This window comes from Sporosarcina sp. Y838 (assembly GCF_056786515.1).
In genome coordinates, this window is the sequence record NZ_JBXCJD010000014.1 from 18,169 (window position 1) to 43,333 (window position 25,165).

The following is a 25,165-nucleotide window of genomic DNA, read 5'->3' on the forward strand; positions in this document are numbered from 1 at the left end:
CTAATTCGATAAGCGAAATAAAAGTCTGATTTAATATCATTAGGAGAACGGGGATAGTGTATGTGGAGAAATCGTAATATTTGGATTATCTTAACAGGAGAAATGATTGCTGGTTTAGGATTATGGACGGGGATTATCGGTAATCTTGAGTTTATGCAAGAAAAAATTCCTTCTGATTTTGTTAAAGCCTTAATTATGTCGATTGGTCTACTCGCTGGAATTATTGCAGGACCACTTGCTGGTAAAGTTATTGACCAGTCGAGGAAAAAAACTGTACTTCTCATATCAGGAGCAGGCCGTTTACTCAGTGTAATCTTTATGCTCATCGCGATTTCAACTGGATCTGTTTGGTGGATGGTTGCATTCATGATTAGTATTCAACTATCTGCTACTTTCTACTTTCCTGCACTGCAGGCGACCATTCCACTTGTTGTTAAAGATGATGATTTACTCTCTATGAATGGCTGGCATATGAACGTTGCAACGATTTCTCGAGTTCTTGGAACCGCTTTAGCGGGTTTAATGCTTGTCTTTTGGTCACTCGCATCGCTTTATTGGATATCGATGATAGCCTATGGAGGGCTTCTATTATTCACTATGATGCTTCGGATCGATGAAGGGAAGGGAACAGAGGCCGAGGTTAAATCGATGGGGAACAAAGGTGGATTCATGGAAGTATTTCCTGTGTTGAAAGCATACCCCGCGGTTGGAATGACGCTCATAATGACGTTGATTCCATTGCTTTTTCTCGGATCATTTAATTTAATCGTTATTAACATTAGTGAAATACAGGAATCTTCATCTATTAAAGGACTAATTTATACATTTGAAGGTATAGCATTCATGGTCGGAACGGTTGCTGTTAAATACATATCGAACAAATGGCGAACGACGACAATCCTATTTTCCTTCGCATCCTTGGTAGCGGTAGCGGAATTCATGCTTTATTTTACAGAGAGTTTGGTTATTGTATTAAGTGCTTTTGCAGTACTAGGATTCGCTCTAGGTTGTTTTTTCCCAACAGCAATGGTCATTTTCCAAAAACAAATGCCAAAAGAGTACCATGGTCGATTTTTCTCATTCCGTAATATGTTGGAACGGGTTATGTTCCAGGTAGTTTTACTGACAGCGGGCGCGTTCCTAGATATTATTGGATTGCAGTCAATGGTGATTGTTTTCGGAGTTATTAGCTTAAGTTTGACGGGAATATTCTTTATCCAGATGAAAAAAAGAAATATCATATTAGAACAGCCCCAAAAAACCGCAAAAAGTATGTAACTAACTTTTTGCGGTTTTTTTCTGTTTTATATAGAGGTTAGTAATACAATGAAGCCGATTTAGATGAAATAACTTTATATATGTCTGAATTCGGATTAGAAACAACCTAAGGTTCAGATGGTCGTAATTCAATTGCTTAAAAAGGTGGAAATAAGGTCATTACAAATTTTAGTTGAAGAATGGCTTTATTGCTAAAAGCTAAAACCGGACACGAGGTTATTAATTTATTGTATTTGAATAAGTGAACAACAGAGCTAATCATTTTATAGGATCAAACACGATTGTAAGTATTACTGGAATTATTAATACACAAATCAATATATCTTTATTTTTAGAGGTTTTTCATCATTTACAAGAAACGCTAATATTAATAAATAATACACTATTTTTCGTTTTATCTCACTGTTTCAAGTATACTTACATAATGATACGTAACTTCCGATAATTTATATTATGTAAACTAAAATATTTTTAAATGAAAAGAGGTCTGTTCTTAGCCCTCTTTTTTGTACGAAGACAAATAACTAACTAATTCACGAATGTTCATGGCGAGAATAATTTTGATCAACCTTTTTACTTTGCCTTCATTTCCGGTTGATCAAGCTATCCTCAATTCATATACAGTTATTTCGCAAATGGTTTCTCGTTCAAATTCATCTATGCTATAACATTCTGAACAACAATCGATCCATATTCCAACTGCATCCATTGCCGATACAACATAAAGTCGAAAACGGATTGTTGCTGCTTAAGTGGCGTTTTTTGTACCTTTGCGCTATTTCTTTTGATAAAAGTCATTTAAGAAGCTTTTTTAGAATGCTGAGCTCCCCTTCTGAATCCTAAATAGTCTACACAAAATCACAATTATTAATACAAAAAAGTACATCACTAGGAACAGTGATGTACTAAGAAAAATACTTGATAAACCAATTTATATAGGAGGTTTTTATATATATGAATCGTTTAAGTAGGAACTATTTTCTGAAGATATAATAAGTTGCTAGTTTACCTTCACAGTGGATAGTCCACTCTTTGGGTGTTTACCCTACATAATAAATCTACGCAAAAGCGTTAAGAAGAAACTAATTCAAATTATTTCGAGCAAAATGAAATTCGACTATAAATAAAAAGCTCAAGCTCTTATCCATCTACGGTAAACAAAGAAAGTTCTCAAACATAATACGAAAGATATTTGTTACCTTTCATATTCTTATAAACTTCTTTTGCTTCTTTTTCCGTGTCGAATTCAAACATTTTAATTCTAACTTCTGCGTATAGGGTAATAATCCACATATATACTGCCTCCCAATTATTTAAGCAAGACCATAAGCAAGCTCAATATTTTTCTTTTAATAATTTGCATTAACAAAAGGTGATGATTCTATCTCACAGACACACCCAACTCTTACACTAGAGAGGATTTGCAACATAAAAGGCTTAGATTGGAATTGATAAATCTTTTGTTTTAATCAGATAGATTGGTTATCCAGCTTGAAAATGGATAACTTTTTTCTTCTCACTACAAAGTAAGCAATTGAAAACAATCTTTTTTTTGTACCTCATTCGCAATTCGCAAATTTCAACGATGCATGTTCATCCCGATATGTCCATAAATGCCTTATAATCGGGAGAGGATTTTAGGTTTCATTCATGCTGTGTAAACCTCTGACGTCGTTATAGAACTTATTTAATCACCCCCTTTCAGTTAACAATTGTTACACTTATCCATAACTGTAATTAAGAGTATAACACTATGTTTTCCGAAGATACAGCGTAATCTGAAATTAAATGATCGTAAAGGTGAAATGTCAATCAAGAAGCTCACTACTCAAATTATTGTTTTTTCACTGCAATAAAATTATCTATTGAAAAACAATAATACCTAACAATATTACATATATTGTGAAATAGAACTCCTTTTATGCATCTCAAGTTATTCCAATATGTCCCTAGTGTTTATTTCCAATCGTTATTTTTTCTGCTATCAAACTACAGTGTTGTATATCAAAGATTTTGTTAACTTATAATAGCTTCAGTGCCTTTATTATAATCTGTTTATTCAATTATACATCATCAATTGGAAATTAGGAGGAAAAGTTATATGTGGATTTAAAAAATCATTGATACAGTGAGAGGTTCGTTTGAAGTATTTGTGAAAGGAACTGGTGAACCTATTTGTGTAGCACACTTATATAGTGCCTACAATAATAATTGAAATACGTTTGCCAATCCATTTGCTCCTAACCTAGTGAATACTGATATTCATCAATGCAAGCAATATTATAATTAGTGTTCAAACACATGATTTGAGTAGGTAATATTATAGCTAGTCCCCTACAAGGGATCGGCACCGGGATAAATAAAATCCATGCTTGATTTAATAGCTCAAGCATGGATTTTTAATGTTTTAATGACAAAGACGCTGCACGTAAATGAATGCGAAATTCAAACCATTTTAATAATATAGTGTAGATATTTACGAACTTGAGTGATTCGTTCAGTCAATGAAGCCGCTACAATCATGAGGAATTGCTCACTCTCCTCCGTTTTATATAATTTGCGAACAGTTCTTCTTTCATCGGGCCAAAATCCAACCAACAAATTTGTTTCTTCCATTTCGCGTGCAATATCGTATAAATAGCCATTAGATGGAGACCAGCCAAACAAACTATTCAATTGCTCCTGAACCTCAGCCATATAAAAAAAATTTCGATCTAAGCTAAATCGTAATGTCATAAATCGAACAACATCTTTGACGGATAACAGCTTTGATATAAAAGGTCTAAAGTCTTCGTGTAATGGCTCAACTTCTATTTGCGGGGGCTGGCCATTTTTGGTTAGAAAATAATAGAATCGATCTATAACAATAGATACTTCCCTAAACCTATGCGCATAAATTGTTTTGTATTCTTGAAGACGCTCTTTTCCTTTGTCAGTAATTTGAAAGAACTTTTTACGACCTTCTGTTTGAGATCGAAGAAAGCCGTTTCTCTCTAACGTGTTAGCAGTACGTGCAACGTACTCATATGAAACTGAACGTCCTGGGAAATCCAAGTTAAATTGTTCATAGAGAGCTCTTGAATAATTTTTCCGATTAAAGAGACTCCTTAATAAAAACATAGATAGAGTATCTCCAACGCTAAAACCGACTGCTTGTTGAAACGAAGGTATCTTCATACTGAACACTCCTAATATTTTTAATAATCATACACCTCGCTAGTTCATATATCAAGGTATATATGCGTTGCAATATGTACCACCTTCCCCCTATTCCTTCCATTATGTAAACTGTGTCTTGACACTCACTTGAATACTTGTTCGGGAATACATAATAATATTAGAGTAAACTAGTTGCGAGCTATATGTTTATATATGCACTAGCGAGGTTCATTGTAAACGGAATATATACATGGTTAGCAATTTTACTAAAACTCACGGAAATTCCGCTAATCAAAATAATAGACTTTAAAACTAATTGGGTATTTGCAATTAAAAGTTATAGGAAAAGTGCTGTTTTACAGTTATAGACTTTGGTTATGGTAAATAAAAATGGGACACGTTCGGGATTCTGTCTGATAAATTAAATTAATAGCCGACTTACTAAAAAACTTGATAAATCAAAACCCACACCCTGCTTTATTTAAGCTGGGTGTGGGTTTTATTTAAATATATGAACGTTAAAATACTTGATAATTGACCCGATTTGTCTTTTTTAACTCGCTGAGTGAAGCCACTCCTATGCCGAACATCGCCATTCGAAGTTCCAATTCTCTTGTTTCCATCGCGACCAGTACTTCCTCTGCAGACGAAGTTGCCTCTTTTAGAATTGATCTGCCAAAACCAACGATATCCGCTCCAATCGCAATGGCTTTTGCCCCTTCCACACCAGTGTGTATTCCGCCACTAGCGATTATCGGTTGCTTTCCAATAATGCCCCTTACTGAAGTGATACATTCAACTGTCGGGATTCCCCAGTCACTGAACGCCTCAGCGGCTAATTTTTTCACAGGAGATGTTGAACGGAACTTTTCAACTTGACTCCATGACGTACCTCCAGCTCCTGCCACATCTATAAAGGAAACACCTACATCACATAATTTTTTAGCTGTGGCCTGATCGATGCCCCACCCGACTTCCTTCACGCCGATCGGAACATCCAACTCACCGCATAATCTTTCTATTTTCTCTAATAGATGTTTGAAATTCGTATTCCCTTCTGGTTGAATCACTTCCTGAATACTATTTAAATGAAGGACAAGTGCATTTGCCCCTGTTATATCAATGATACGGAGACATTCATCTACGCCAAAACCGTAGTTCAATTGAACAGCTCCTAAATTAGCAATTATCGGAATGCTGGGAGCAAATTTACGTACCTCAAAAGAAGCTCGATGTTCCGCACTTTCAATCAGTGCGCGTGTCGAACCTAAAGCCAATCCCCAACCTCTTTCTTCCGCTGCTTCCGCGAGGTTTTGATTGATTGTTTCGGCAAATGCGGCCCCGCCAGTCATTGAACTGATTAAGAATGGTGTTTTGCAGTCATGTCCTAAAAATTTCGTACCAATGGATATTTCACTGAAATTGATTTCGGGTAATGCATTATGTATGAATTTCACCTTTTCGAAGCCGGTTGTGACAGTGTCACCCGTTACATTCTCATTCAAAGTGATTTGAATATGCTCTGATTTTCTTTGGTTGATTGGTTCAGTCAATTTGGAAACACACGCCTCTCATGTTGGTATTAATGATAACGCATTAGTCCTTTTAATAGATGTCACCGTCCTGCCGTGGTGTAGCTCCCTTACTCACTTTAAGCCATGCACATACACCAATAAACAACAAATTAGTTGTCAGGGTTGAAGTTCAAACGTATAATGAGGATATAGATTGATTACAATAAAAAAGATTGATCGATGTTGTCGCATCGATCAATCAATGCAATAGAAGGTTCCCACCAAGGGGATCAGCACCTACAGAGTGGAATTAACCCATCCCTACGAGCCTCTAACTCAAGGATGGGTTATTTTTTATGGTTAAATGCAAGTATCATTACGACCAATGTTGCAAAAGTAATTGCAAACATTAACGATTCGAATACTGACATTGGCACCACCCCCTTTCGTGCGGGAGTGAGCCGACCACCCTTGAGTCACCTATACTATTACTCTTGTATTATACCATACATGCGTTCTTGGAATAACGCGTATTTCATAATGAAATAACTCATCCACATTTATCAGAGTAAGTTGATTTGTTTTCAATTATTCATATTTATCAGAGCGACTTTTTAAATACATAACTCACCTTGTCATAATCCATCTTCTCTTCATAAAAACGATGTGCATCCATACGCTGCAAGCCTGATGATAACGCGACACTTTCATAGCCATTTCCCTTTGCCCATTCATGGACATAGGTAAGCAGTTTTTCTCCGTGGCCGCTTGAACGCTTAGTTGTGTCCGTTACCAAGTCACAAACCCATACAAATCTGCCATAATAGAGTGTAATCATTGGTTTGAAACCAATTACTGCTACGATTTCTCCTTCAATATGTAATGCAACCAGTTGGTAGTGGTCTTTTTCTTGTGCTTCAAGAACCAATTCCAAGTAGGTAACTTCATCCAAATGTGTTCGTAATTGTTTCATAATCGGATATGCTTCCAAAATTTCATCACGTAATTGAAGTTTCTTAATCGTTAAATCATTCATCACCGCAACTCCTTTTTCATAAATATACCATACGTTTCAAAAAGGCATGATAAAATTGTATGCAATGCTTATTCAGATTAAATACTTGATTTCATTAAAAAAGACTTCCCTTATTGTAAAGGAAGTCTCACATTGTATTGAAAAATCGCTGAACAATTTATTGAATTATCTATCTCTGCAGTTTTTACAAACCTTAATGAGTTCTTTTGCTTCTGTTTTATGATTGTACAATAACTTAATGCGATTTCGGTCACACAACGGACAGTCTCCTCTTCCTTTTGAAGGGAGCTTTTTTAATGCTTTTCCTCGGTTTCTTTTCGCCATGACCATCCACCCCCAGAGTGAAAAATCTTCTTTCTCTTTATCTAATGTTGGTCTCGGAAAATGGCATGGGTATTTCACTAAATTCTTTATCAAAATCTATTCTTAGCAATTCGCTTTCACAACGAGGAAGTCCGTTAATTGCCTTAGTCCATCATTGATGGGCATTATTTTCTACTAGCAGATTTATTTCCATTAAATCATTGACGATGAAGTCTGCATCTACATCTTCCCACTCTGAATCCTTCTTCCAAACCCCTAGCATTCCTAAATCTTTTGATGCTTTCACATCATTTTCCGGATGATCCCCGACAAAAATACATTCGTTTGGAGAAACAGAAAGTTGCTCTACCGCTTTCTTAAATATTCGAAGATCTGGTTTTTTTATGCCTTCTTTTTCGGATATTAAAATTGTTTTAAAATACTTTTCAATACCCAGGGCCATTATATTATCCATTTGAAATTGCTCTTTTCCATTACTAATAATCCCTAAGACAATCGATTGACTTGTAAGTGAGGTTAACATTTCATGAAGGTTTGGAAATGGTACGCAATACTCTTTAAAATGATTCACATAATCTTGTAGGAGTTGTTCCCAGGTCAGCCCCGTTATATTAAACTCCGCAACCATTTGTTGATAAACTTGATCTTTCCAAACGTATCCCCTGCGATCTAACTCAATAAACCTTAAAACATACTTCTCTTTTTGAATATGTCCGACCCACTCATATAAACGTTCGTATTGTGCATTTATGAATTTTTCTACAGATGCATCACGATTTAATAAAGTACCATCCAAGTCAAAGAGTACCGCTTTTATCATTTTAACTTTCAATTCCCTTCTACTGTTCAATATGAATACGGATTATATTTATCATTTTAATAATACTAGACTTGAAAGTTTTCAAGTCTGCCTACAAAAATAGTACACCACCTGTAAGAAGTGATGTACCATTTGTTTTAATTAACTACCTCAATCCATATCCACAATTTATAATGAGATGGCTCCTGTTAAAACCGCCGTAATGGTCATAATTATGGTTGTCCCAAAAGCCCATTTAAACAGGAACTTTTGATGTTCTCCAAATCCGACCCCTACCAAACCAATAAGAATGAACGTAGCAGGAACTAAAGGAGATAATGGGAAGCCTGCTGTTGAATGGCCTAATAAGGCAGCTCGTCCGATTTCAACAGGATCTATGCCAAATCCAGCCGCGGTTTCACTAAGGATGGGAAGAATTCCAAAGTAATAGGCGTCAGGTGAGAAGACAAACCCCATAGGAATACTGGTAAGTGCAACTAAAATAGGCATATGTGATCCGAGCCAGTCAGGAATAACGGAAACCAATGTCGCCGCCATCGCATCCATCATTTGTGTTCCTGTAAATACACCTGTAAAAATACCAGCTGCAAAAACCATCGTGCTAATCATGACAAAGTTATTTGCATGGCTTAAAATCTGTTCTTGTTGCTTTTGGGCACTAGGGAAGTTAACAAATAATGCGATTGCAAATGCCACAGCGAATAAAATTGCGATTGGCAATACATCCATTACGAGTAGAACCATAAGAACAATCGTCAAAAGTAAGTTAAACCAATATATTTTAGTGACTCCTTTATTTACTATAGATGTAGCCGCTAGCTCTGGAATAGCGTTAAAAGAATCATCTAATTTAATAACTCCTAATCTCTCCCTCTCTTTTCTGCCAAGTAAATAGGCAGAAAACAGTGTCCACAAAATCCCTGAAATCATAACGGGAATCAGTGGTATAAACAAATCAGAAACCTCCACTTGAAGACTAGCCGCAGCTCTAACTAAAGGACCTCCCCATGGAATGATGTTCATTACACCTGCTCCTAAACCGACCACACATGCTAATATTAGACGATTCATGCCTAACCTCTTGTATAGCGGTAACATTGCCGAAACAGTAACCATAAATGTTGAAGAACCATCTCCATCCAAACCGACTACTATTGTAATAATAGCAGTGGCTAGAACGACTTTTAATGGGTCACCTTTTACTAAACGTAGAATCCGATTAATCATAGGGTCAAACAAACCAACATCGATCATCAAACCAAAATATAGAATAGCAAAAACAATCATGACCGCGGTAGGTGTAACTTTAATAATACCCGCCATCATCATTTCACCCATGTCAGCGTAAAATCCACCGATTAAGGCAAAAGCTACAGCTACAAAAATGAAAGCTACAACTACTGACAGACGCTTAGTAATAACTAAGATAAGAAAGGTAGCAATCATACAAAATCCCAAAAACGACAACATCTCAAAAATCTCCTTTTTCTGTGCTAACTAAAAAACACACATTATAATAAAATATCACAATTATTACATTACTTTAATTAATATAATATGTTTAGTCAAGTCGAACTTTGCAGAAAACTCTCGAATTTCCAATTATGCTAATTAATTTACTACTAGAAATGTATAGATGTTAATCATTTATATGATTATATCTCCTTGTCATTTTGAATAACATGTAAGATATGAATGCTAAGGAGTGAGCTATATGCAAATCCATGTGGTACGCCCAGGGGAAACGTTATGGTTAATCGCCCAGCGGTACGGCGTCACAGTAAGCCAAATTGTAACGGCTAACCAATTGGAGAATCCAAGTAAATTAGTAAGCGGTCTAGCCCTTGTCATTCCCACAGCATCACGTACACATACAGTTGAGCCTGGTCAGAACTTATCCGAAATTGCACATCGCTACGGTACAACTGTAGAAGATATCGTACAAGCGAATCAAATCCAAAACCCGAATATGATTTTATCGGGTACACGTATAACCATTCCCGTCCATAAACCAGTTATAGACGTAAATGCTTATACCATCAATACTGGAGAAACCGGAGCGAGGGAAATTCAAGAAGTTGGTCGGTATTTAACGTACTGGATGCCTTTTGTCTACACGATACGTGAAGATGGCGGACTAAATTCAATTGACGATACTGAAATGCTTCGATCCGCCTCTGCCGAGAAAGTCGTTCCTGTGATAGTAATCACGAATTTCAGTGCCACGGCTGCCGGATCTGCACTTGCGCAGACAGTCCTAGCAAGTACGGATATCCAAGATGTTTTATTAACCAATATTTTAAACGTCATGAAAGAAAAAGGGTATCAAGGTTTAAACATTGATTTTGAAAATGTGTTTCCGGCGGACCGTGAGTTATATAACCAGTTTTTACAGCGTGCGGTTGATCGTTTGCATCCCGAAGGCTATTCCGTCTCAACGGCCCTTGCCCCGAAAATTAGTGGTGAACAAAAAGGGTTATTGTATGAAGCACATGATTACGAAGCACATGGAAGAATTGTTGATTTCACTGTGTTGATGACCTATGAATGGGGTTATCGATTAGGTCCGCCTCAAGCTATTTCACCCTTGAACGAAATAAAAAAAGTGCTAGATTACGCCGTTACCGTGATATCAAGAAATAAAATTTTATTTGGTTTTCAAATCTACGCACGAGACTGGCTGCTTCCATACGAGGAAGGACAAGAAGCAGAAACCTTCAGTCAACAGGAAGCCATTCGCCGAGCACTACAGTATGGAGCGTCAATTCAATATGACTTGACAGCTCAGTCCCCTTTTTACCGATACACTGATGCAGAGGGGCGTATTCACGAAGTCTGGTTCGAAGATGCCCGCAGTGCACAAGCTAAGTTTGATATGGTTAAAGACTATAATTTACGCGGGATTAGTTACTGGGTTCTTGGTTATCCATTTCCGCAAAACTGGTTACTACTGGAGGACAACTTTACAATTAGGAAAAGAAGCTAGTGCTGAATAGCTAAAGTAATTGTCAGAACAATGACGGGATGACCCATCTGAGCCGATAACTCATGGATGGGTTATTTTTTATGCTTAAATGCCGCTATTACACTGACTGAACAATTTACAGCATTCAGTACCGCTTTAAACGATGCAACAGGTCATACAAACGATTTGGCAAGACACTTCTAGTTGGCGCAAGCAAACCTTCCACTAAGGCAGCATCAGCGTCACAGATGTCGAATCAGGTGTAAGGAGCTGTGTTGACGCAACCTCTTCATCTCATTCATTCGTTGAACAACTGCTTTAGCGGGAATGTCACTAACGAATAGAAGGTTGCCTGGATGGCGATAGTTGATAAAAGGAAATTAAGTGAGAGTAAGTGGCTAATCAAACAATTGATTGAAACTGGATTTACACTTACTTGGTAGTGGAAATGATCGCAGTGAGATGGAGGGATAAGGTATGAAGATTGTAGGCATTTACCTTGCAGCTGGAAGCAGCAGCCGTATGGGAAGCGATAAATTGGCTCTGCCTGTCGGGACAATGACAGTAGGTAGCTTGGGGCTTGAATCAGCTTTGAAGTCGCCGCTCGATGAAATCTATGTCATTACAAAAGACACGGATGATGCAAATTGGTTGCCCGCAGAAATGAAGTCGGATCCAAGATGTACAATTATACAATGTTCCACGGCTCATGAAGGCCAATCTGAATCATTGAGATGTGGGATTCAACTGGCACAAACTAATCACGCGGATGCCGCCCTCATCATGCTGGCGGACCAACCCTTCATTACCGTCCAAATGATTAAAGAAATGATTACGTGTATGAAGAACAACCCGACATGCAGGTTCGTCGCCACCGCATTTGAACAATCAATAACGCCGCCTGTTCTTTTCTCGTCAGTTATTTACAATGACCTTTTAACACAACGTGGGGACAAAGGAGCGAAAGCGATATTACATGGGGATTTTCTTCGAAAAGGAAAACTATTGCCTTGCATTGATAAGAGGCTTGTATTCGATGTTGATACAAAAGATGATTATCAAAAACACTAAATAATAGAAAAAACGAAATGATAGAATGTCTCCTATCATTTCGTAACAGTTACTCCCCCATTATCCGTTCTTAATATAATCAAATTTTCACCCTTACCAAACTTAGTATGTTTGTTATCATATCCAAAAACATCGATTCTTCCGTTATCCGTTTTCACATCAATCGTAGCATTCGTCGGTTCTTTCTCGGATTGAATTTCGATTCTGCCGTTATCTGTCGTCAACTCAATCGAACGATCCAAATCGTCAGTGACAAGTATAATTCTTCCGTTGTCTGTTTGCCCTTGAATCTTGCCCTCGACCGATTCAAGGAGAATTTTACCGTTATCCGTTTCAACATCGGTTGTAGAAGTCTCTACGTTTATTAGTTCTATCGTGCCGTTATCTGTTTCCAACACTATTTCTTCCGCTTGGATATTTTCCACATTGATCCGTCCGTTATCGCTTTCCGCTTGGATTTTGTTATATTGTTTTTGCGGTACTTCTACTAACAACTTTAAGTCGTTGTTAAAAAATCCGAAGCTAAAGAAACTTCGTCGCTTTTCTTTAAATTGAATAGACAGTGTGTCTCCGTTTATATCCGCCTTGAATACATATTTCGATTTTTTCTTTGTTTCCCCTATATATTCTACTGTTGTTGCCGAATCATTGGTCGGTACGATTTCCACCGCTGCGTTGCCGGCCGTAATTTCAATTTTCGTGAACGAGGAATCATCCACTACTATTTTTCGGGCATTATTTCCTGTTGAATCTCCTAATGTAATCACCAACGATATCCCACCAATAATAAGTAACACGAGCACTAAAACGATGAACAATTTATTTTTGAAAAACATCTACTAATACCCCACCTTTCAAAAGGATTATAATAAGCGTATCCGATATGAATTCATTGCCGTTTCCCCAAGTTGGTCAAGTAGATTATAGTTAGCGAACGCACCGACGATTGCCCCGAAGCCAGGGATTAATTGAAACATCTTCACTAAATCGATGTGATCCCGATACTCTTGTTGAAAGTCCTTCCAGTCCATGTCCGCAATTAGGTGTTTCTCAACCTCCCAATTTTCAATGATAATCAAGGTTTCTCTCCGTTTTTCTTCACTTGAAAAAGCGAGTTGGAAGACATGCAAGAGAAACAAACGCTCTTCGTAATTATCCGTGTCAAAACCGTAAACGCTAGCAGCTTCAAACAAAAACTTCATTTTAATCGATAATAGAAGTGGAAAGTCAACAAGTCCTAGCATAATACCGCCCGCCCCTGTTCCAGCTCCTTCAATAACAGCCGTTTTTCTAAAAATCGAGAGTTTTTCCTTAAATAACTTATCGCGTTCAAATAAACTTAATACGGTTGTTTGTGGTTTTTTCGTCGTCATATTTGAACCGAAGAGCGTTGCTTTTACCATGTTTTTAATACTTTCTGTCATTACTGTATGAAACTTCTCCGGAATCAAACCATTTATCTTGTTCTGTGCGGTCTTGGATGTACGACTAATAAAACCTGACCTTCGAGTCATTTTTTGCTTCCAAAAACCAATTTCCTCTTGAACCTCCATCGCATAATCAACCATTTTTCCCCTCCTTCTGTATTTTTCAATTATTCAACTCATGTTATCAAGTATAGTCGAATGAACAGTTTATTGAATAGACTTTTGACGTAAACCTGTCTAAGTCTTCGGAAGTAGCTGAGCTTTCCTAATCAACAGCCACAAAATGATAAATGTAAACCCTTTAAGTGGGAAGATTAACGGTATAAAAATAACGCCAATCCGGACATATGGATTGGCGTTATTCTGGTTTGAAAGGTTAATTAATCTGCATTTGTTTCTTCATGATCCACACCATTTTGCGCAATATGTCTTAATTCATTTAATGCTACTACTAAATTATCGGTTAGCATCTTTGCACTCTCTTTTTCTGAAGAATTACATGAGATGTTGATGGAAATCGTTTTGGCTAATAAAATATAGGCTAATCCATATCCTCCCTCAACGACTGGTCCAAAAATCCGATATTTAACATTATCGTATGCCATGCCACTTGTTGAAATGAAATCATGCCTCATCGTCAAATAACCTATGTCGTTAAAAACTTCCGGTAGTTCTGTTAATCCTAGGTTTGCTCCATTTAAATAATACATTTGTTCAAGGCCAAACATATGTCTTTCAACACCTAATCCTTTTCGACATTCTATGATTCGGTTTGAATGGGCTGCACCCGCTTTTTTCATTAAAGAATATAGGATTTTATTACTTTTTTCACCCGCTTCAAGCGCAGTCACCAATTTCAGTTTTTCCATACTTGTAGCTCTTGCGCATTCTGTCCTTCCCTCATGAAAGACACGTACTGCAACTGGTTCATAAACGCTCCTCAGTATACCGAAGGTTCTATACTGCGCAATTTGCAACGCCATATGGAAAAAGGCATCCGGACTTATATTCAATTTCTTTATTTCATCTGAACCAAATTTTTCAAAGGTTTCCGAATTTACATGAAACTCTTTCTTGGTTCGAATGTTATCATTTTGAAACTTCGTTAAGGTTCCTTGAAGTTCCTCTGAAATTTCCCACTCCATTTTTTCTACTTCGGTCTTCTCTTTGGTGTAAATAACTTCGGTGTCCTCTTTGCAAAGCCCGGCATTTACATGGCTAATAACCGCAAATATCGTAGTCCCGTCTACAGCAGAATGTTCAATACTGTATCCTAACTCTCCATTTTTAGTAATGACAATTTGAATTGTCTTATCAAAATATTTGTTAGTACCATCTAACATCATATTTTCGATTGCTTCTTTGGAATCATCACTTTCTTCATCAACTGAGATGACTATTAGCGAATCTGCAATGGTCCGAAGGTTCTCAGCATTTACATTTGACACAATGAGTTGTTCGTATGCCTTTGCAGCCTGGTCCCTCTCAGCAGTCGTAAATATACCAATATTTTCACCATCACCGTTCTCATTCGAAAATGCCCTTTCGATTGCCTTTGTGATTTCATTACTTTGATAAATAACCCCTTCGTTATTCGATACATTTACTTTATAAAAATTTTTCTTGTATAAAATAACGACATGATTATTTTTTTTATCAAAATCAGCAACTTTGTATTCGTCTATTTTTAATCTAGGAATACGGACAGATCGAAAGAACTTCTTATATTGACTCATATCTAGGGGGATTTCATTAATTGATACTGGCCCTACTTCTCCATCAATAATTCTATGGTAGAGCTCAGTAATCAAATAACCAATTTTCCCAATCAAATCCGCCGTTGTGTAGTCTTCTCTATACTTTTTATTATCCAATAAAACATTAAAGTTCATACCAGTTGACAAAGAACCTCTATATTTTAAATAGGATGCATTCCAAAATGGTTTAAGCCAACTTCCTTCTATGCTTTTATTCCATTCATATAACTTTCCTTGCAGTTTTTCAGCTTCTCCATTACCTTCAAAAAATCGAGTGATTACTTTCGTCGTTTCATGAAATTGCTCTTCGCTTACTAGGGGCTCAATCCATTCGAGAAGCTTATCTTTCGTGTCATTCAATTGCGGAATGGGTAAGGATGGTAATTTATTTTGGATATCATATGTATTATTTATAATAATTAGTCCCTTCTTCACCCATTAACTTAATGTCTGTGGGCTGTCTTACTTGCGATAGATTGTGAGTAGCGTCCCCGTTCTTTTCTAATACATCTTAGGGTATTATTTTGTCGTTCAATCTCCAATAGAGGGAAGTTTGAGCATTGTTAATCCTTTCTCTCATAGATAAATGAAATTGCCTTTTTAAATTGTAGGTTTTTCGGAGTAATAGCACGGCATTGGCATTAAGTATAACATATGACCATTCCATTGAAGTAATTCCGACACCTTAAGAAAGCCTCCTACCCAAGGAATTATAGGTAGGAGGCTAACAATTTGTATTCTTAGTTAGATATTGGATTCCGTTCTCGTGAAATCCATCTCAGGGTAATAGGCGTCTTTTACCAGAAGATTTGGTCCTAAGCATTTCACAGCAGGACAATGACAACTGATTGTCTTTGCAAGTGGCCGATCAAGCCAACGGTCTAACATTATTGGAAGTGCTTCGGTTTGAATATTGCCCATTGGTGGAGTGTCTCCGAAGTCAGTTACAATCACTTCGCCAGTGAAGATATTTACGTTCAAGCGGGATCTGCCATCCGGGTCATTACGAACGGACACATTCTTACTGTTGTAAATCCTGTTTAACAGCGTCAAATCTTCTTTGTTGTTACTACATGGATAAAAGGGTAGTGTGCCAAACAACATCCAAACGTCTTCATTACGGTGATCCAAGAGGTCATGAATTGCATTTCTAGTTTCCTCCAACGAGAGCACTTCTAATTGTGAAGCAAAATCACTTGGGTTCATCCCTTGTAGAGAATCTTGCCTCTCATTAGTGGCAGTCCCTCTATCATATCCTGGCTCATACATAGGATGTATCTCATGCCTTTTACATCCCATTTCTTCTATGACTTGCTTATGTATCTTTTCTAAATGAGGTACTGTCCTACCATTGAGCATTGTCTCAGCAGATACAAATACTCCCATTTCAGATAAAGCCTTAGAGTTAGTAATCATCCTGTCAAGTAATGTCTTTCTCTGTTCTCTAGTAGGCTTTCTTTCCATCATAGCAAAACCAGTATCTATAAACTCATCCTCTGTAGTCCAGTTATGAGAGATATGTAATACATCTAAGTAAGGTGCTATGAGCTTATATCTGTCTAATTCTAATGTCAGATTAGAGTTTATTTGAGTGTATATCCCTCTCTCGTGAGCATATTTCAATAGAGGCAGTACATAATTTTCTACTGACTTTAAGGACATCATAGGCTCTCCACCTGTAAGGCTCAGTGTTCTAAGTGTAGGAATCTCATCTAATCTTTGCAGTAATAACTCTATAGATAGAGCTTTAGGGTCTTTATGGCTTAGAGTATGTCCTACTGCACAATGTCTACACCTCATATTACAGAGATAAGTGGTAGTAAATTCTATACTAGAAAGAGTTAATCTACCATACTGCTCTATATCTTTATAAGCCTCCCATGGATCATTTTTTGGAGACATTTTGGATTTAGAGATAACTTGAATATTCATATAAACTACTCCTATCTAATTAATACCTCTTTATTATGAGTGGGGGTATAATTTATGTCAATGTGAGATGCCATTATGCATCATCTGTCACTTTACAGCAAACAAAAAAACACCAAACCCTAGAGGCTCAATGCTTTCCTTATTAGCTTATCTACATTAAGAGTACCTATCTCCACCATATACAGTAATCTCCTCAACCTTTGGATAGGTTACACATAGTTGGACAATTAAATTAAGGGAAAATAGAATAATACACAAGAAGTGATGAGATCTACTATGTCCGTAAAAAGTAGAACGTTATCTACTGATTTCAAAAACAGGTGGTAGCCCTATATGGAAATGGAAAAAGCCGACAAGATATTGTCAAAGAATATGAATTAGCCGCATCTGCACTTGATAGGTGGATTACACAATTCAGGCAGTCAGGTTCTTTCTTAGAGATAGAGATACACAATAAAAAATAGCAGATGCCTCAGCACCTACTCAATCGCCATATAGTGGTCCAACGGCATTGTTAAGTTCGAATTCATCTGTGTACGCACTCCACGTTCATGCGTGTACGTCAATAATGGTAAAACGTAACGATCTACCGATTTTCTAGAGAACATCGGATCGCCACCTGTGATACTTATGGACCGCAAATGAGGGATTTCCTCTAGCCTGGACATAAGTAATTATACCTTAAACCCTTCTAGGTCTTTACACCTCCACACATAACCTACCGCATAATGTTCACAACGCGTATTGCATAAGCTTCCCATGGATCATATGCAGGTGACATCTTCTTTTGAAATGCTAAATCATTTATCTTTTGTTTATTAACCCCTATACGAATGAAATTAGCTACTCAAATAGTATGCACTTTCAATATAACTTTCGCAATGGCATTTAGATTCTCGACTTGAAACATCATTTTGAAGTTCGGGAAATTTATAATTGCTTTTTCTACGAATAATTATTTGCACAATGCAAGTATTGAACGTTCCACCCTTAATCAGAAGGCTAAAATCATCAATTACTTGCATAATGCAAATATTCTAAAAATAACACTTGTATTCTACAATTATAACTCCTTACAATAACTTGTAAAGTGCAATTAATTAACAAATAAAGCTTCATTTAGGGTACCGTCAGTAAATTCCAAATTAAAAAGCCCAACTTCTCTGCAAATGAAAACAGAGAAAATGGGCTTTTCCGTTACTTTATTAAAGCAAACGATTGTTGAATAATACTTATATATTTCGGATTTTCTTCTATTAATTCGAATCTGGACCTGCAATAAAATTCGGCCACAATAATTTTACTTTAATTATTGTGGTCAAGGCATTGATAAACCGCCATCAAATCTTGTTTATTTAACTCACGAATACGATTGAAGATTGGAATATCGGCAACAGTCTCAATATATAAGCTTTCATCAACTATATGATTTACATTTCCAGTTAGCCATGTTTCTACTGTTATGCCTTCGACAACTTCCTGAAGTCCCTCATCATTAATACCACTTGCATTACAGCTCACACAAGGTATCGTTAATTTATTTACACCCTCATGTAGATTATCTTCAGTAATGACTTTCTTCCCTTTGCAGAAAGGGCAAGGCTGACTTTTCTTTATCTTATTAATTTGGGTAATAAGTTTTTTGTAACCAAACGCTTCATAAACATATGTTAGTTTTTTGTATTTTCCATTAGTGAAATACTTATCAATGATGTTTTCTCTCGTCTCATTGATATTGTCAAAATCACAGATAGTTACTTGATTATTGTTGCTGATGGATTCGATATTTCCTTTAATACTGTCCCAGAATGGCAATACATTTTGCAGTACCATTTCATACCCAGCAAAACTTGCTAGTTCTAATTCAAGCATTTTCAAAGCGACTTGCGTTTCCCTACTTAACAGTGAAACATCTTCTGTCAAAGTCATATCGCCGCCTACAATAGCTTTCAATTTTACCAGTTCCGGTAACTCCCCTACTGTTTTCAAAACTTGATCAAGTGGCTGCTTTATTATTTCACGAATATCCGTGTCGCCAAATTTGAGCTGTTTGTGATGATTTAACACGGAACCTTTGCAAATCGGACATGAAATCATCTCTTTAGATGCTTTCATATGCTCTTTAATAATGGATTTCGAAATGAACATATACATCCCAATTACATTATTAAATCCTAGCCATGTTCTCCGTGCCTTAGCTGCTTTATCATAAAATGACTTTTCCCAATACCCATATAAAAAAGTATGCTTTTCTTCTGCTGTCATTTCATTATAGCTTTTACTCATATCGTGACCAAGCTCATTCTTAATTTCATTAAAAATGAATTCAAGTCTTGGATATTGATAATATTTTAATACCTCCATCACGTCTGGGTGCAATTGCCCCTCCCAGAATGGCACGGTTTTGTCCTGAATAACAACATCTATATCAAATTCTTCTATCACCCCACGGCCCGAACAGCTTGGACAATGATTGTCTTGATAATAGAAATCGAAGCTTCGCGTATCTTTATTGGTAGAATGCGACGCCACAATATGGTTAATCAAGCCGCCAATTTCATAGAGAAAACTATATTGACTATACAAGTGACGCTCCAGATCAATGGCAATGACAGGTGCAATTGTTTCAGATTCGTACTCCCCGTATATCAAACGAGCCATTGAGGATAAACTTTTTAAGATTCCGCCCTTATAGACGTTTTCTGCATTTTTAAAATAGGCAATTTGATTTTCATTCAAGCGGTTAATTCCATGTTGCTGATTGATGGTTGAAGAAATTTGCACCGGTGCAACTCTATTCGCGCTGTTTGGTTGACGATAATATTCATCATGATTGACAACGTCAAGGTGCTCTACAGGCGCAAGCTGTCTTTCACCAAAATCAACGATGAAATCAGAGTTTTCCATCATATAAGCATTATGTTCAATCATGATTATCGAGACGGATTCATCCTGCAAAATCAGCCTGACACTATCAATGAATTGATTTAATATATTTTGCGATAACCCTTTTGAAGGTTCGTCAAAAATAAATAATGTATGTGGGTTCCTTGAGTTAGCAAATAGCTCAGAAACTAAATGGACACATTGAAATTCACCATTCGATAATGACTGTGTTTTTCTTTCTAACGTCAAATAACCGAGTCCCAGTTTCACCAATAAACTTAAGCGTTTATGAGCGATATCTTCATATGGCAATTCGTCAATAATATCTTCAATCGAGCGCTGAAAAATATCATCAATATCTTCACTATACTTTGCGAGTTTTCTTTTAATATCAAGAAAAGTTGCAACTGTTGACCGACTAGTAATCGATTGGTTTCGATTTTGCCCTACCATTACCAGCTTATCTTTTGAATATCGCTTCAGAAAGTCTTTGGCCATACATTCATTGACAAGAGTAGATTTACCACATCCCGACTCACCCGTAAAGGTTACAAGTCTATTTCTCGGAATTTGAATTTCAGCCATTTGAATATTACGACAGTATAAATCCTGAAACTGATAGTATTCTGTTGGCGTTTCCTGATTTCGTTCCGAAGAGATTGGTTTGGGACGCGGAGATTCTTCAACAATTTTCCCTCCGTATTTACCACTACCAGGTCCAAAATATAATTGTTCATCCGTTGTGTCCAGTACCGTATCAGAATGATCAATGAGCCATATTTGATTCTTATCCCCTAATTGTTTAATCTGTTCTAAAATTTTTAATAGGGTTTGGTGATCAAGACCCACGGAGATTTCATCAATAATAATAATGGTGTTTTCACTTGTTGCCATGAATTCAGCCAAGTAAAGCCGTGTTAATTCTCCGCCTGACAATGTCCCCATAATGCGGTTTAATGTTAAGTAACCTATATTCATATTGATAATATTTCTTAGAATATGCTGTTTTGCTTCACCAATATGTAATTCCTCTCCAAGGGAAAGAATCGATTCAATGCTTAAATTATTGATGTCAGAAACACTATGTGGTTGACCCAATAATTCTATTCTTTTCTGTAAAACGTCTGGATTATAGCGTTTACCCTCACACTTTTTACATTCTACATTCTTGGTAGTACCGCGTCCTTTACAACCTGGACACCAGCCTAGCTCATTATTAAAGGAAAAAACTTCTGGAGAAAGATTAAAATTTTCAGCAAGCGTATCACGAATCTCTTTAAACACGCCAGTATGTGTGCCAATTGTTGAACGTGGATTGGACGATATGGACGATTTTCCTAGAAAAAGGACTAGAGGCATTTCTCCCATCTTGATGGCACTGAAATTTGTTTGCATAATATCGGGGAATAAATACTGATATTCAGCCTTTGGCAATAAGGAAACGAGACGCTTCTTAGATTCCTCACCGATTGTTTGGCAAAAAGTTGTTTTACCAGAACCTGATAAACCAGCAATTCCTATCGATTTATCTACTGGTAGTGCTGCATCTAATTTGTTAATATTATTCGCAATTAATTGATTGATCTTCACAGTGATATCCTCTCCGTTCTGTAAAATTAGTATTGCCATGTTAGTAAAACTTCAAATGATTTTTTTGTATTTTTTTCGAATCGACAAAACCATTCCAAATTCATGCAATAGTAGGCTTAGCGTTGGAAATCCCCTTTTAGCCAACGGAGCCTCTATTAGTGAAATGGTTTAGGACTCCCGCAGTTTAACTTCCAATACATGCATAGAACGAAGTACTGTCTCGCGCTCAAAGTCGTTCATAGAGGAAAGAACTTTTTCCATTTTATTTAAAATTTCACCATTGATAGTTTCAACGATCCCCCACCCTTTACTTGTTAAAGAAAGTAGATATATTCTTCTGTCCCCTGTATATGGTGTTCTAACGAGCATCTCTTTCTTTTCAAGCGTACCAATTTGTCTGGAGAATGTTGTGATATCCATACTTACAGCATCAGCAACTGTCTGCATGGATGGTTTTTTCAGTATTGATATCTCATATAGGATTGAACTTTGAACAACAGAAATCGCAGAGCAACTCGTTTTATGAATGTTACGCATGCTTTTTGATAGTGAGTGGAAAACAGGAATGATCTTATCCATTATGAATCTCCCCCTATGAACCCTTTTCGCAATTATACAGGAAGAAAAGTTACCTGCCCAAATGAAAAAGAAAACGCACCCCAGTTTAATAGGGTGCGTTCACCGTCATGCATAGATAATTTCGTCTTCGTCTTGAATATCAATCCCATTTTTAAGATGTACGATTGTTTTTAATATGAGCGGCTGGGCTTCAGCTTCTGTCTCCCAACGCTCATCAGGTACCATCTCAAAAGAAATCATCCATGTTTCTTTTGATTTGATATCACTCATCATTTCTATCGATTGTTTTGCAATGATAACTTCCTCAGTTTCCGTTTTCTTTAACAATTCAATAACGATAAAATCGACAAGTTCATCACTGTTGTCACCTTCAATATAAACAGTTCCTGATAGTGTTTCTCCAAAAGCAATATTTGGTCCATCAACATTTGTATTAACAGTCATTTCGCCGTATTCGATTGTTGACGTAAATTGCCTCACCATAGTCTATTCCCCCGATTCTTGATTAGCAATATCATTATAATGCAGATTCTCATTATCTTCATACTTATTATACCGTAATTTCAACAATTTAAATAAATGATTTACAAGGACTTTTAATAATGCATAACCCGGAATTCCTAGGACGACACCCGCAACCCCAAACAATGAGCCTGCCGTCAATAGCACGAAAATAATCGTTATGGGGTGGATACGTAATGATTTACCCATAATTTGAGGTGATATAAACTTCCCGTCAATCAGTTGAACAATTGTCCATACAGCAGCTAATTTGAAAAGCATTAATGGTGATGTGACAATCGCAATAATGGCGGCAGGTATAATCGCGATAAGAGGTCCGAGATATGGAACTACACTCGTAAACATCGCCAGAACCCCTAGCAATAATGCATACTCCATTCCAATTATTAAAAAGCCTATAGAAACCATAACCCCAATACAAATCGCAACCAAAATTTGTCCTTGAATATAGGAACTGATTTGGTGATCTGCATCATGAAAAATGACTTTAGCATCTTTGCGCAAACGAGGCGGCAACATCTTAATGATGAGCTGTGGTAACTTTTCTCCATCTTTCAACAAATAAAATAGGATGAAAGGAACCGTTACAATCGCAAGGATGAAACCCGTAAGCGCAGAGATGAATGAAGTTACACCACTTGCAATTCCGCCAACTGTATCGGTGAAGAACTTGCCTATATTACCTTGTACGGAATCCAAGAGTGTATTAACGTTAATATCCAAACCTTCATAATAAGAAGCAAAGATAGAAGAACGTAAAAAAGCATCCGTATTGACTAATAATTGACCGAAATATGTAGGGAATTCTTCAATAAGATTATGAAACTGTATTTTCAGAAAAGGCAAAACTAGAAAGACCAGCAACGTTATAAGACCAATCACTCCAATGAAAATAATTAGTATTCCCCAAATTCGGGGTATTTTCACTTTTTCTAACAGACGCAGAATCGGTCTCAATAAATAGTAAGCAATTGCAGCAAGAATGACAGGCAACACAACAGTGGAGAAGAAAACCGTTATCGGATAAAAGATGAACGATATTCGATTGAAGATAAAAATGATTAAACCAATTAACAAAATTGAAACGAGGACGAATAATGTACTTCGTCCTCCGAAAAACCGAATTACTTTTGAAGTCATTCCATCGTTTTTTTTCGTTTCTAGGGCTGTAGTCGACAACTTCTCTTCATTCAACTCCATAAACATCCCCTTTTCTGGTTAACATTGTTCTACTAATTCAGTTGCATTGAGAGGAATTTTGAGATTGCCTCTTTGTTTTTAGCGATATCCAGCTCAATGACGGACCCTGCATGTGAATAGGAATTATAGGAATACGAGCCTTTCACAGGCACAGTCATTGTTTCGACTTTCGCACCCTTCTTCATCAAAAGTGAAATTGCTCTTGAAATTTCGTCTTTTGATGATAAATCGGTATTAATGAATCCGGACAATGCACCAGAAAGTTTTGGGACATTGGCTAACATTCCTGGACTGACTAATTCATCTTTCATCGCGGAAATCACTTCCTGTTGACGTGCAACTCTTCCAAAATCACCTTCTTCATCTGCGCGAAAACGAGCATAACCAAGCAATTCCTTACCGTTTAAATTCTTCTTGCCGGGCAATAGTGTAACGCCGATTTTCTCAGACATTTCTTTTTTGACATCGATTTCCACACCTTGAGGGAATGCGATATCAACAATTGATTCGAAATTAGCAAAATCGACAATTGCATAATGGTGAATAGGTATACCAAACATGCCTGTAATGGTATCTTTTGTCGTCTGTAATTTACCAAGATAATAAGCGGTATTTAGCTTATATGATTTAAAGCCCGGGATTTCCGCATATATATCACGCATGAAGGAAATGACTCGCATTTTCCCTTCACTCTTGTCCCATGACAAGACCATCATTGTGTCAGTCCGGGATCTACCACTTCCATCATCGTCTACACCAAGTAACAAGTAGTTTTCAATTGATGTATACTTTGGATCCACCGCATCGCCCTTGAAAGGACCTGGGTCGATCCCGTTGCTTTCAGCCAACGATTTTCCTGCATTGTATTCAATATACGAATATAGCCCGATTCCTATAAAACAGAGCGTAACTATTAAAAATAAGACCCTGCCGATACGAAGCTTCTTCTTTCTTCTTCTTTTAGGAATAGGTCCTTCATAATTATCTTCCATAAGTAAATTCCTCCAAAAAATGATATCTAAGTTAGGACGAACAGGAGGCCACTTGGTTGCAGTAATCTATCTCAATTATACCATGAAGCCCCATGGTGTTAACGGTTATTGTT

General features: G+C 36.9%; 19 protein-coding genes and 1 pseudogene. 3 read left to right on the plus strand and 17 right to left on the minus strand.

Going from position 1 to position 25,165, the window contains the following annotated elements; translation table 11 throughout:
- Positions 1–60: 60 nt before the first annotated feature.
- Positions 61–1,278, plus strand: coding sequence for an MFS transporter (locus AC1TO4_RS14840; RefSeq protein WP_482105979.1), 1,218 nt, complete (start codon positions 61–63; stop codon positions 1,276–1,278).
- A 1,170-nt stretch (positions 1,279–2,448) separates the two neighbouring features.
- On the opposite strand, the gene AC1TO4_RS14845 is transcribed toward AC1TO4_RS14840, so the two are convergent.
- The 7 genes from AC1TO4_RS14845 to AC1TO4_RS14875 form a co-directional block, all read right to left on the minus strand.
- Positions 2,449–2,571 carry a hypothetical protein gene (locus AC1TO4_RS14845; protein ID WP_482102567.1) on the minus strand — a complete coding sequence of 41 codons (123 nt, stop codon included), beginning with the start codon at positions 2,569–2,571 and terminating at the stop codon, positions 2,449–2,451.
- Between the two features lie 1,152 nt (positions 2,572–3,723).
- Complete coding sequence (locus AC1TO4_RS14850; RefSeq protein WP_482102568.1) at positions 3,724–4,455, minus strand: hypothetical protein; 732 nt, start codon at positions 4,453–4,455, stop codon at positions 3,724–3,726.
- Positions 4,456–4,955: 500 nt separating this feature from the next.
- Positions 4,956–5,990 carry a type 2 isopentenyl-diphosphate Delta-isomerase gene (gene fni, locus AC1TO4_RS14855; RefSeq protein ID WP_482105980.1) on the minus strand — a complete coding sequence of 345 codons (1,035 nt, stop codon included), beginning with the start codon at positions 5,988–5,990 and terminating at the stop codon, positions 4,956–4,958.
- Positions 5,991–6,552: 562 nt separating this feature from the next.
- Entirely contained in the window at positions 6,553–6,987 is a 435-nt protein-coding gene (locus tag AC1TO4_RS14860) for a GNAT family N-acetyltransferase (RefSeq protein ID WP_482105981.1), read from the minus strand.
- Positions 6,988–7,152: 165 nt separating this feature from the next.
- Positions 7,153–7,311 carry a hypothetical protein gene (locus AC1TO4_RS14865; RefSeq protein WP_482102571.1) on the minus strand — a complete coding sequence of 53 codons (159 nt, stop codon included), beginning with the start codon at positions 7,309–7,311 and terminating at the stop codon, positions 7,153–7,155.
- A gap of 151 nt (positions 7,312–7,462) precedes the next feature.
- The gene (locus AC1TO4_RS14870; RefSeq protein ID WP_482106017.1) at positions 7,463–8,131 is read right to left on the minus strand and encodes an HAD family hydrolase; all 669 of its coding nucleotides are present in this window, start codon (positions 8,129–8,131) and stop codon (positions 7,463–7,465) included.
- 168 nt (positions 8,132–8,299) lie between these two features.
- The gene (locus AC1TO4_RS14875; RefSeq protein WP_482105982.1) at positions 8,300–9,601 is read right to left on the minus strand and encodes a CitMHS family transporter; all 1,302 of its coding nucleotides are present in this window, start codon (positions 9,599–9,601) and stop codon (positions 8,300–8,302) included.
- Positions 9,602–9,845: 244 nt separating this feature from the next.
- Here AC1TO4_RS14875 and AC1TO4_RS14880 point away from each other — a divergent pair, with 244 nt between their 5' ends.
- Both AC1TO4_RS14880 and AC1TO4_RS14885 read left to right on the plus strand, forming a co-directional pair.
- Entirely contained in the window at positions 9,846–11,117 is a 1,272-nt protein-coding gene (locus AC1TO4_RS14880) for a glycoside hydrolase family 18 protein (protein ID WP_482105983.1), read from the plus strand.
- 456 nt (positions 11,118–11,573) lie between these two features.
- Positions 11,574–12,167 (plus strand): nucleotidyltransferase family protein, encoded by a 594-nt coding sequence (locus tag AC1TO4_RS14885; protein WP_482105984.1) that lies wholly within the window; start codon positions 11,574–11,576, stop codon positions 12,165–12,167.
- Between the two features lie 35 nt (positions 12,168–12,202).
- Here AC1TO4_RS14885 and AC1TO4_RS14890 read toward each other — a convergent pair whose 3' ends face one another.
- The 10 genes and pseudogenes from AC1TO4_RS14890 to AC1TO4_RS14935 all read right to left on the minus strand — a co-directional run bounded on the left by AC1TO4_RS14890 (position 12,203) and on the right by AC1TO4_RS14935 (position 25,052).
- Complete coding sequence (locus AC1TO4_RS14890; protein ID WP_482105985.1) at positions 12,203–13,003, minus strand: DUF4097 family beta strand repeat-containing protein; 801 nt, start codon at positions 13,001–13,003, stop codon at positions 12,203–12,205.
- Between the two features lie 27 nt (positions 13,004–13,030).
- The gene (locus AC1TO4_RS14895) at positions 13,031–13,735 is read right to left on the minus strand and encodes an EcsC family protein (RefSeq protein ID WP_482105986.1); all 705 of its coding nucleotides are present in this window, start codon (positions 13,733–13,735) and stop codon (positions 13,031–13,033) included.
- 239 nt (positions 13,736–13,974) lie between these two features.
- Positions 13,975–15,786, minus strand: coding sequence for a choline/carnitine O-acyltransferase (locus AC1TO4_RS14900; protein ID WP_482105987.1), 1,812 nt, complete (start codon positions 15,784–15,786; stop codon positions 13,975–13,977).
- A 309-nt stretch (positions 15,787–16,095) separates the two neighbouring features.
- Positions 16,096–17,277: a radical SAM/CxCxxxxC motif protein YfkAB gene (yfkAB, locus tag AC1TO4_RS14905; protein WP_482106018.1), complete on the minus strand. Its 1,182-nt coding sequence runs from the start codon at positions 17,275–17,277 to the stop codon at positions 16,096–16,098.
- A 491-nt stretch (positions 17,278–17,768) separates the two neighbouring features.
- Positions 17,769–18,038 (minus strand): annotated as a pseudogene (locus tag AC1TO4_RS14910) (radical SAM/CxCxxxxC motif protein YfkAB); the annotation flags it as partial.
- 550 nt (positions 18,039–18,588) lie between these two features.
- The gene (locus AC1TO4_RS14915; RefSeq protein WP_482105988.1) at positions 18,589–21,759 is read right to left on the minus strand and encodes an ATP-binding cassette domain-containing protein; all 3,171 of its coding nucleotides are present in this window, start codon (positions 21,757–21,759) and stop codon (positions 18,589–18,591) included.
- A gap of 168 nt (positions 21,760–21,927) precedes the next feature.
- Positions 21,928–22,338 (minus strand): MarR family winged helix-turn-helix transcriptional regulator, encoded by a 411-nt coding sequence (locus AC1TO4_RS14920; RefSeq protein WP_482105989.1) that lies wholly within the window; start codon positions 22,336–22,338, stop codon positions 21,928–21,930.
- Positions 22,339–22,443: 105 nt separating this feature from the next.
- Positions 22,444–22,821 carry a sporulation protein gene (locus tag AC1TO4_RS14925; RefSeq protein WP_482105990.1) on the minus strand — a complete coding sequence of 126 codons (378 nt, stop codon included), beginning with the start codon at positions 22,819–22,821 and terminating at the stop codon, positions 22,444–22,446.
- A gap of 3 nt (positions 22,822–22,824) precedes the next feature.
- Entirely contained in the window at positions 22,825–24,000 is a 1,176-nt protein-coding gene (locus AC1TO4_RS14930; protein ID WP_482106019.1) for an AI-2E family transporter, read from the minus strand.
- A gap of 92 nt (positions 24,001–24,092) precedes the next feature.
- Entirely contained in the window at positions 24,093–25,052 is a 960-nt protein-coding gene (locus tag AC1TO4_RS14935) for an LCP family protein (RefSeq protein WP_482102582.1), read from the minus strand.
- Positions 25,053–25,165: the final 113 nt, after the last annotated feature.

Excerpts from the sequence above, each read along its gene's own strand:
- AC1TO4_RS14840 (WP_482105979.1), top strand. The coding sequence starts at position 61 with ATGTGGAGAAATCGTAATATTTGGATTATCTTAACAGGAGAAATGATT.
- AC1TO4_RS14845 (WP_482102567.1), bottom strand. The coding sequence starts at position 2,571 with ATGTGGATTATTACCCTATACGCAGAAGTTAGAATTAAAATGTTTGAA.
- AC1TO4_RS14850 (WP_482102568.1), bottom strand. The coding sequence starts at position 4,455 with ATGAAGATACCTTCGTTTCAACAAGCAGTCGGTTTTAGCGTTGGAGAT.
- AC1TO4_RS14860 (WP_482105981.1), bottom strand. The coding sequence starts at position 6,987 with ATGAATGATTTAACGATTAAGAAACTTCAATTACGTGATGAAATTTTG.
- AC1TO4_RS14865 (WP_482102571.1), bottom strand. The coding sequence starts at position 7,311 with ATGGCGAAAAGAAACCGAGGAAAAGCATTAAAAAAGCTCCCTTCAAAA.
- AC1TO4_RS14870 (WP_482106017.1), bottom strand. The coding sequence starts at position 8,131 with ATGATAAAAGCGGTACTCTTTGACTTGGATGGTACTTTATTAAATCGT.
- AC1TO4_RS14875 (WP_482105982.1), bottom strand. The coding sequence starts at position 9,601 with ATGTTGTCGTTTTTGGGATTTTGTATGATTGCTACCTTTCTTATCTTA.
- AC1TO4_RS14880 (WP_482105983.1), top strand. The coding sequence starts at position 9,846 with ATGCAAATCCATGTGGTACGCCCAGGGGAAACGTTATGGTTAATCGCC.
- AC1TO4_RS14885 (WP_482105984.1), top strand. The coding sequence starts at position 11,574 with ATGAAGATTGTAGGCATTTACCTTGCAGCTGGAAGCAGCAGCCGTATG.
- AC1TO4_RS14890 (WP_482105985.1), bottom strand. The coding sequence starts at position 13,003 with ATGTTTTTCAAAAATAAATTGTTCATCGTTTTAGTGCTCGTGTTACTT.
- AC1TO4_RS14895 (WP_482105986.1), bottom strand. The coding sequence starts at position 13,735 with ATGGTTGATTATGCGATGGAGGTTCAAGAGGAAATTGGTTTTTGGAAG.
- AC1TO4_RS14920 (WP_482105989.1), bottom strand. The coding sequence starts at position 22,338 with ATGGATAAGATCATTCCTGTTTTCCACTCACTATCAAAAAGCATGCGT.
- AC1TO4_RS14925 (WP_482105990.1), bottom strand. The coding sequence starts at position 22,821 with ATGGTGAGGCAATTTACGTCAACAATCGAATACGGCGAAATGACTGTT.
- AC1TO4_RS14930 (WP_482106019.1), bottom strand. The coding sequence starts at position 24,000 with ATGACTTCAAAAGTAATTCGGTTTTTCGGAGGACGAAGTACATTATTC.
- AC1TO4_RS14935 (WP_482102582.1), bottom strand. The coding sequence starts at position 25,052 with ATGGAAGATAATTATGAAGGACCTATTCCTAAAAGAAGAAGAAAGAAG.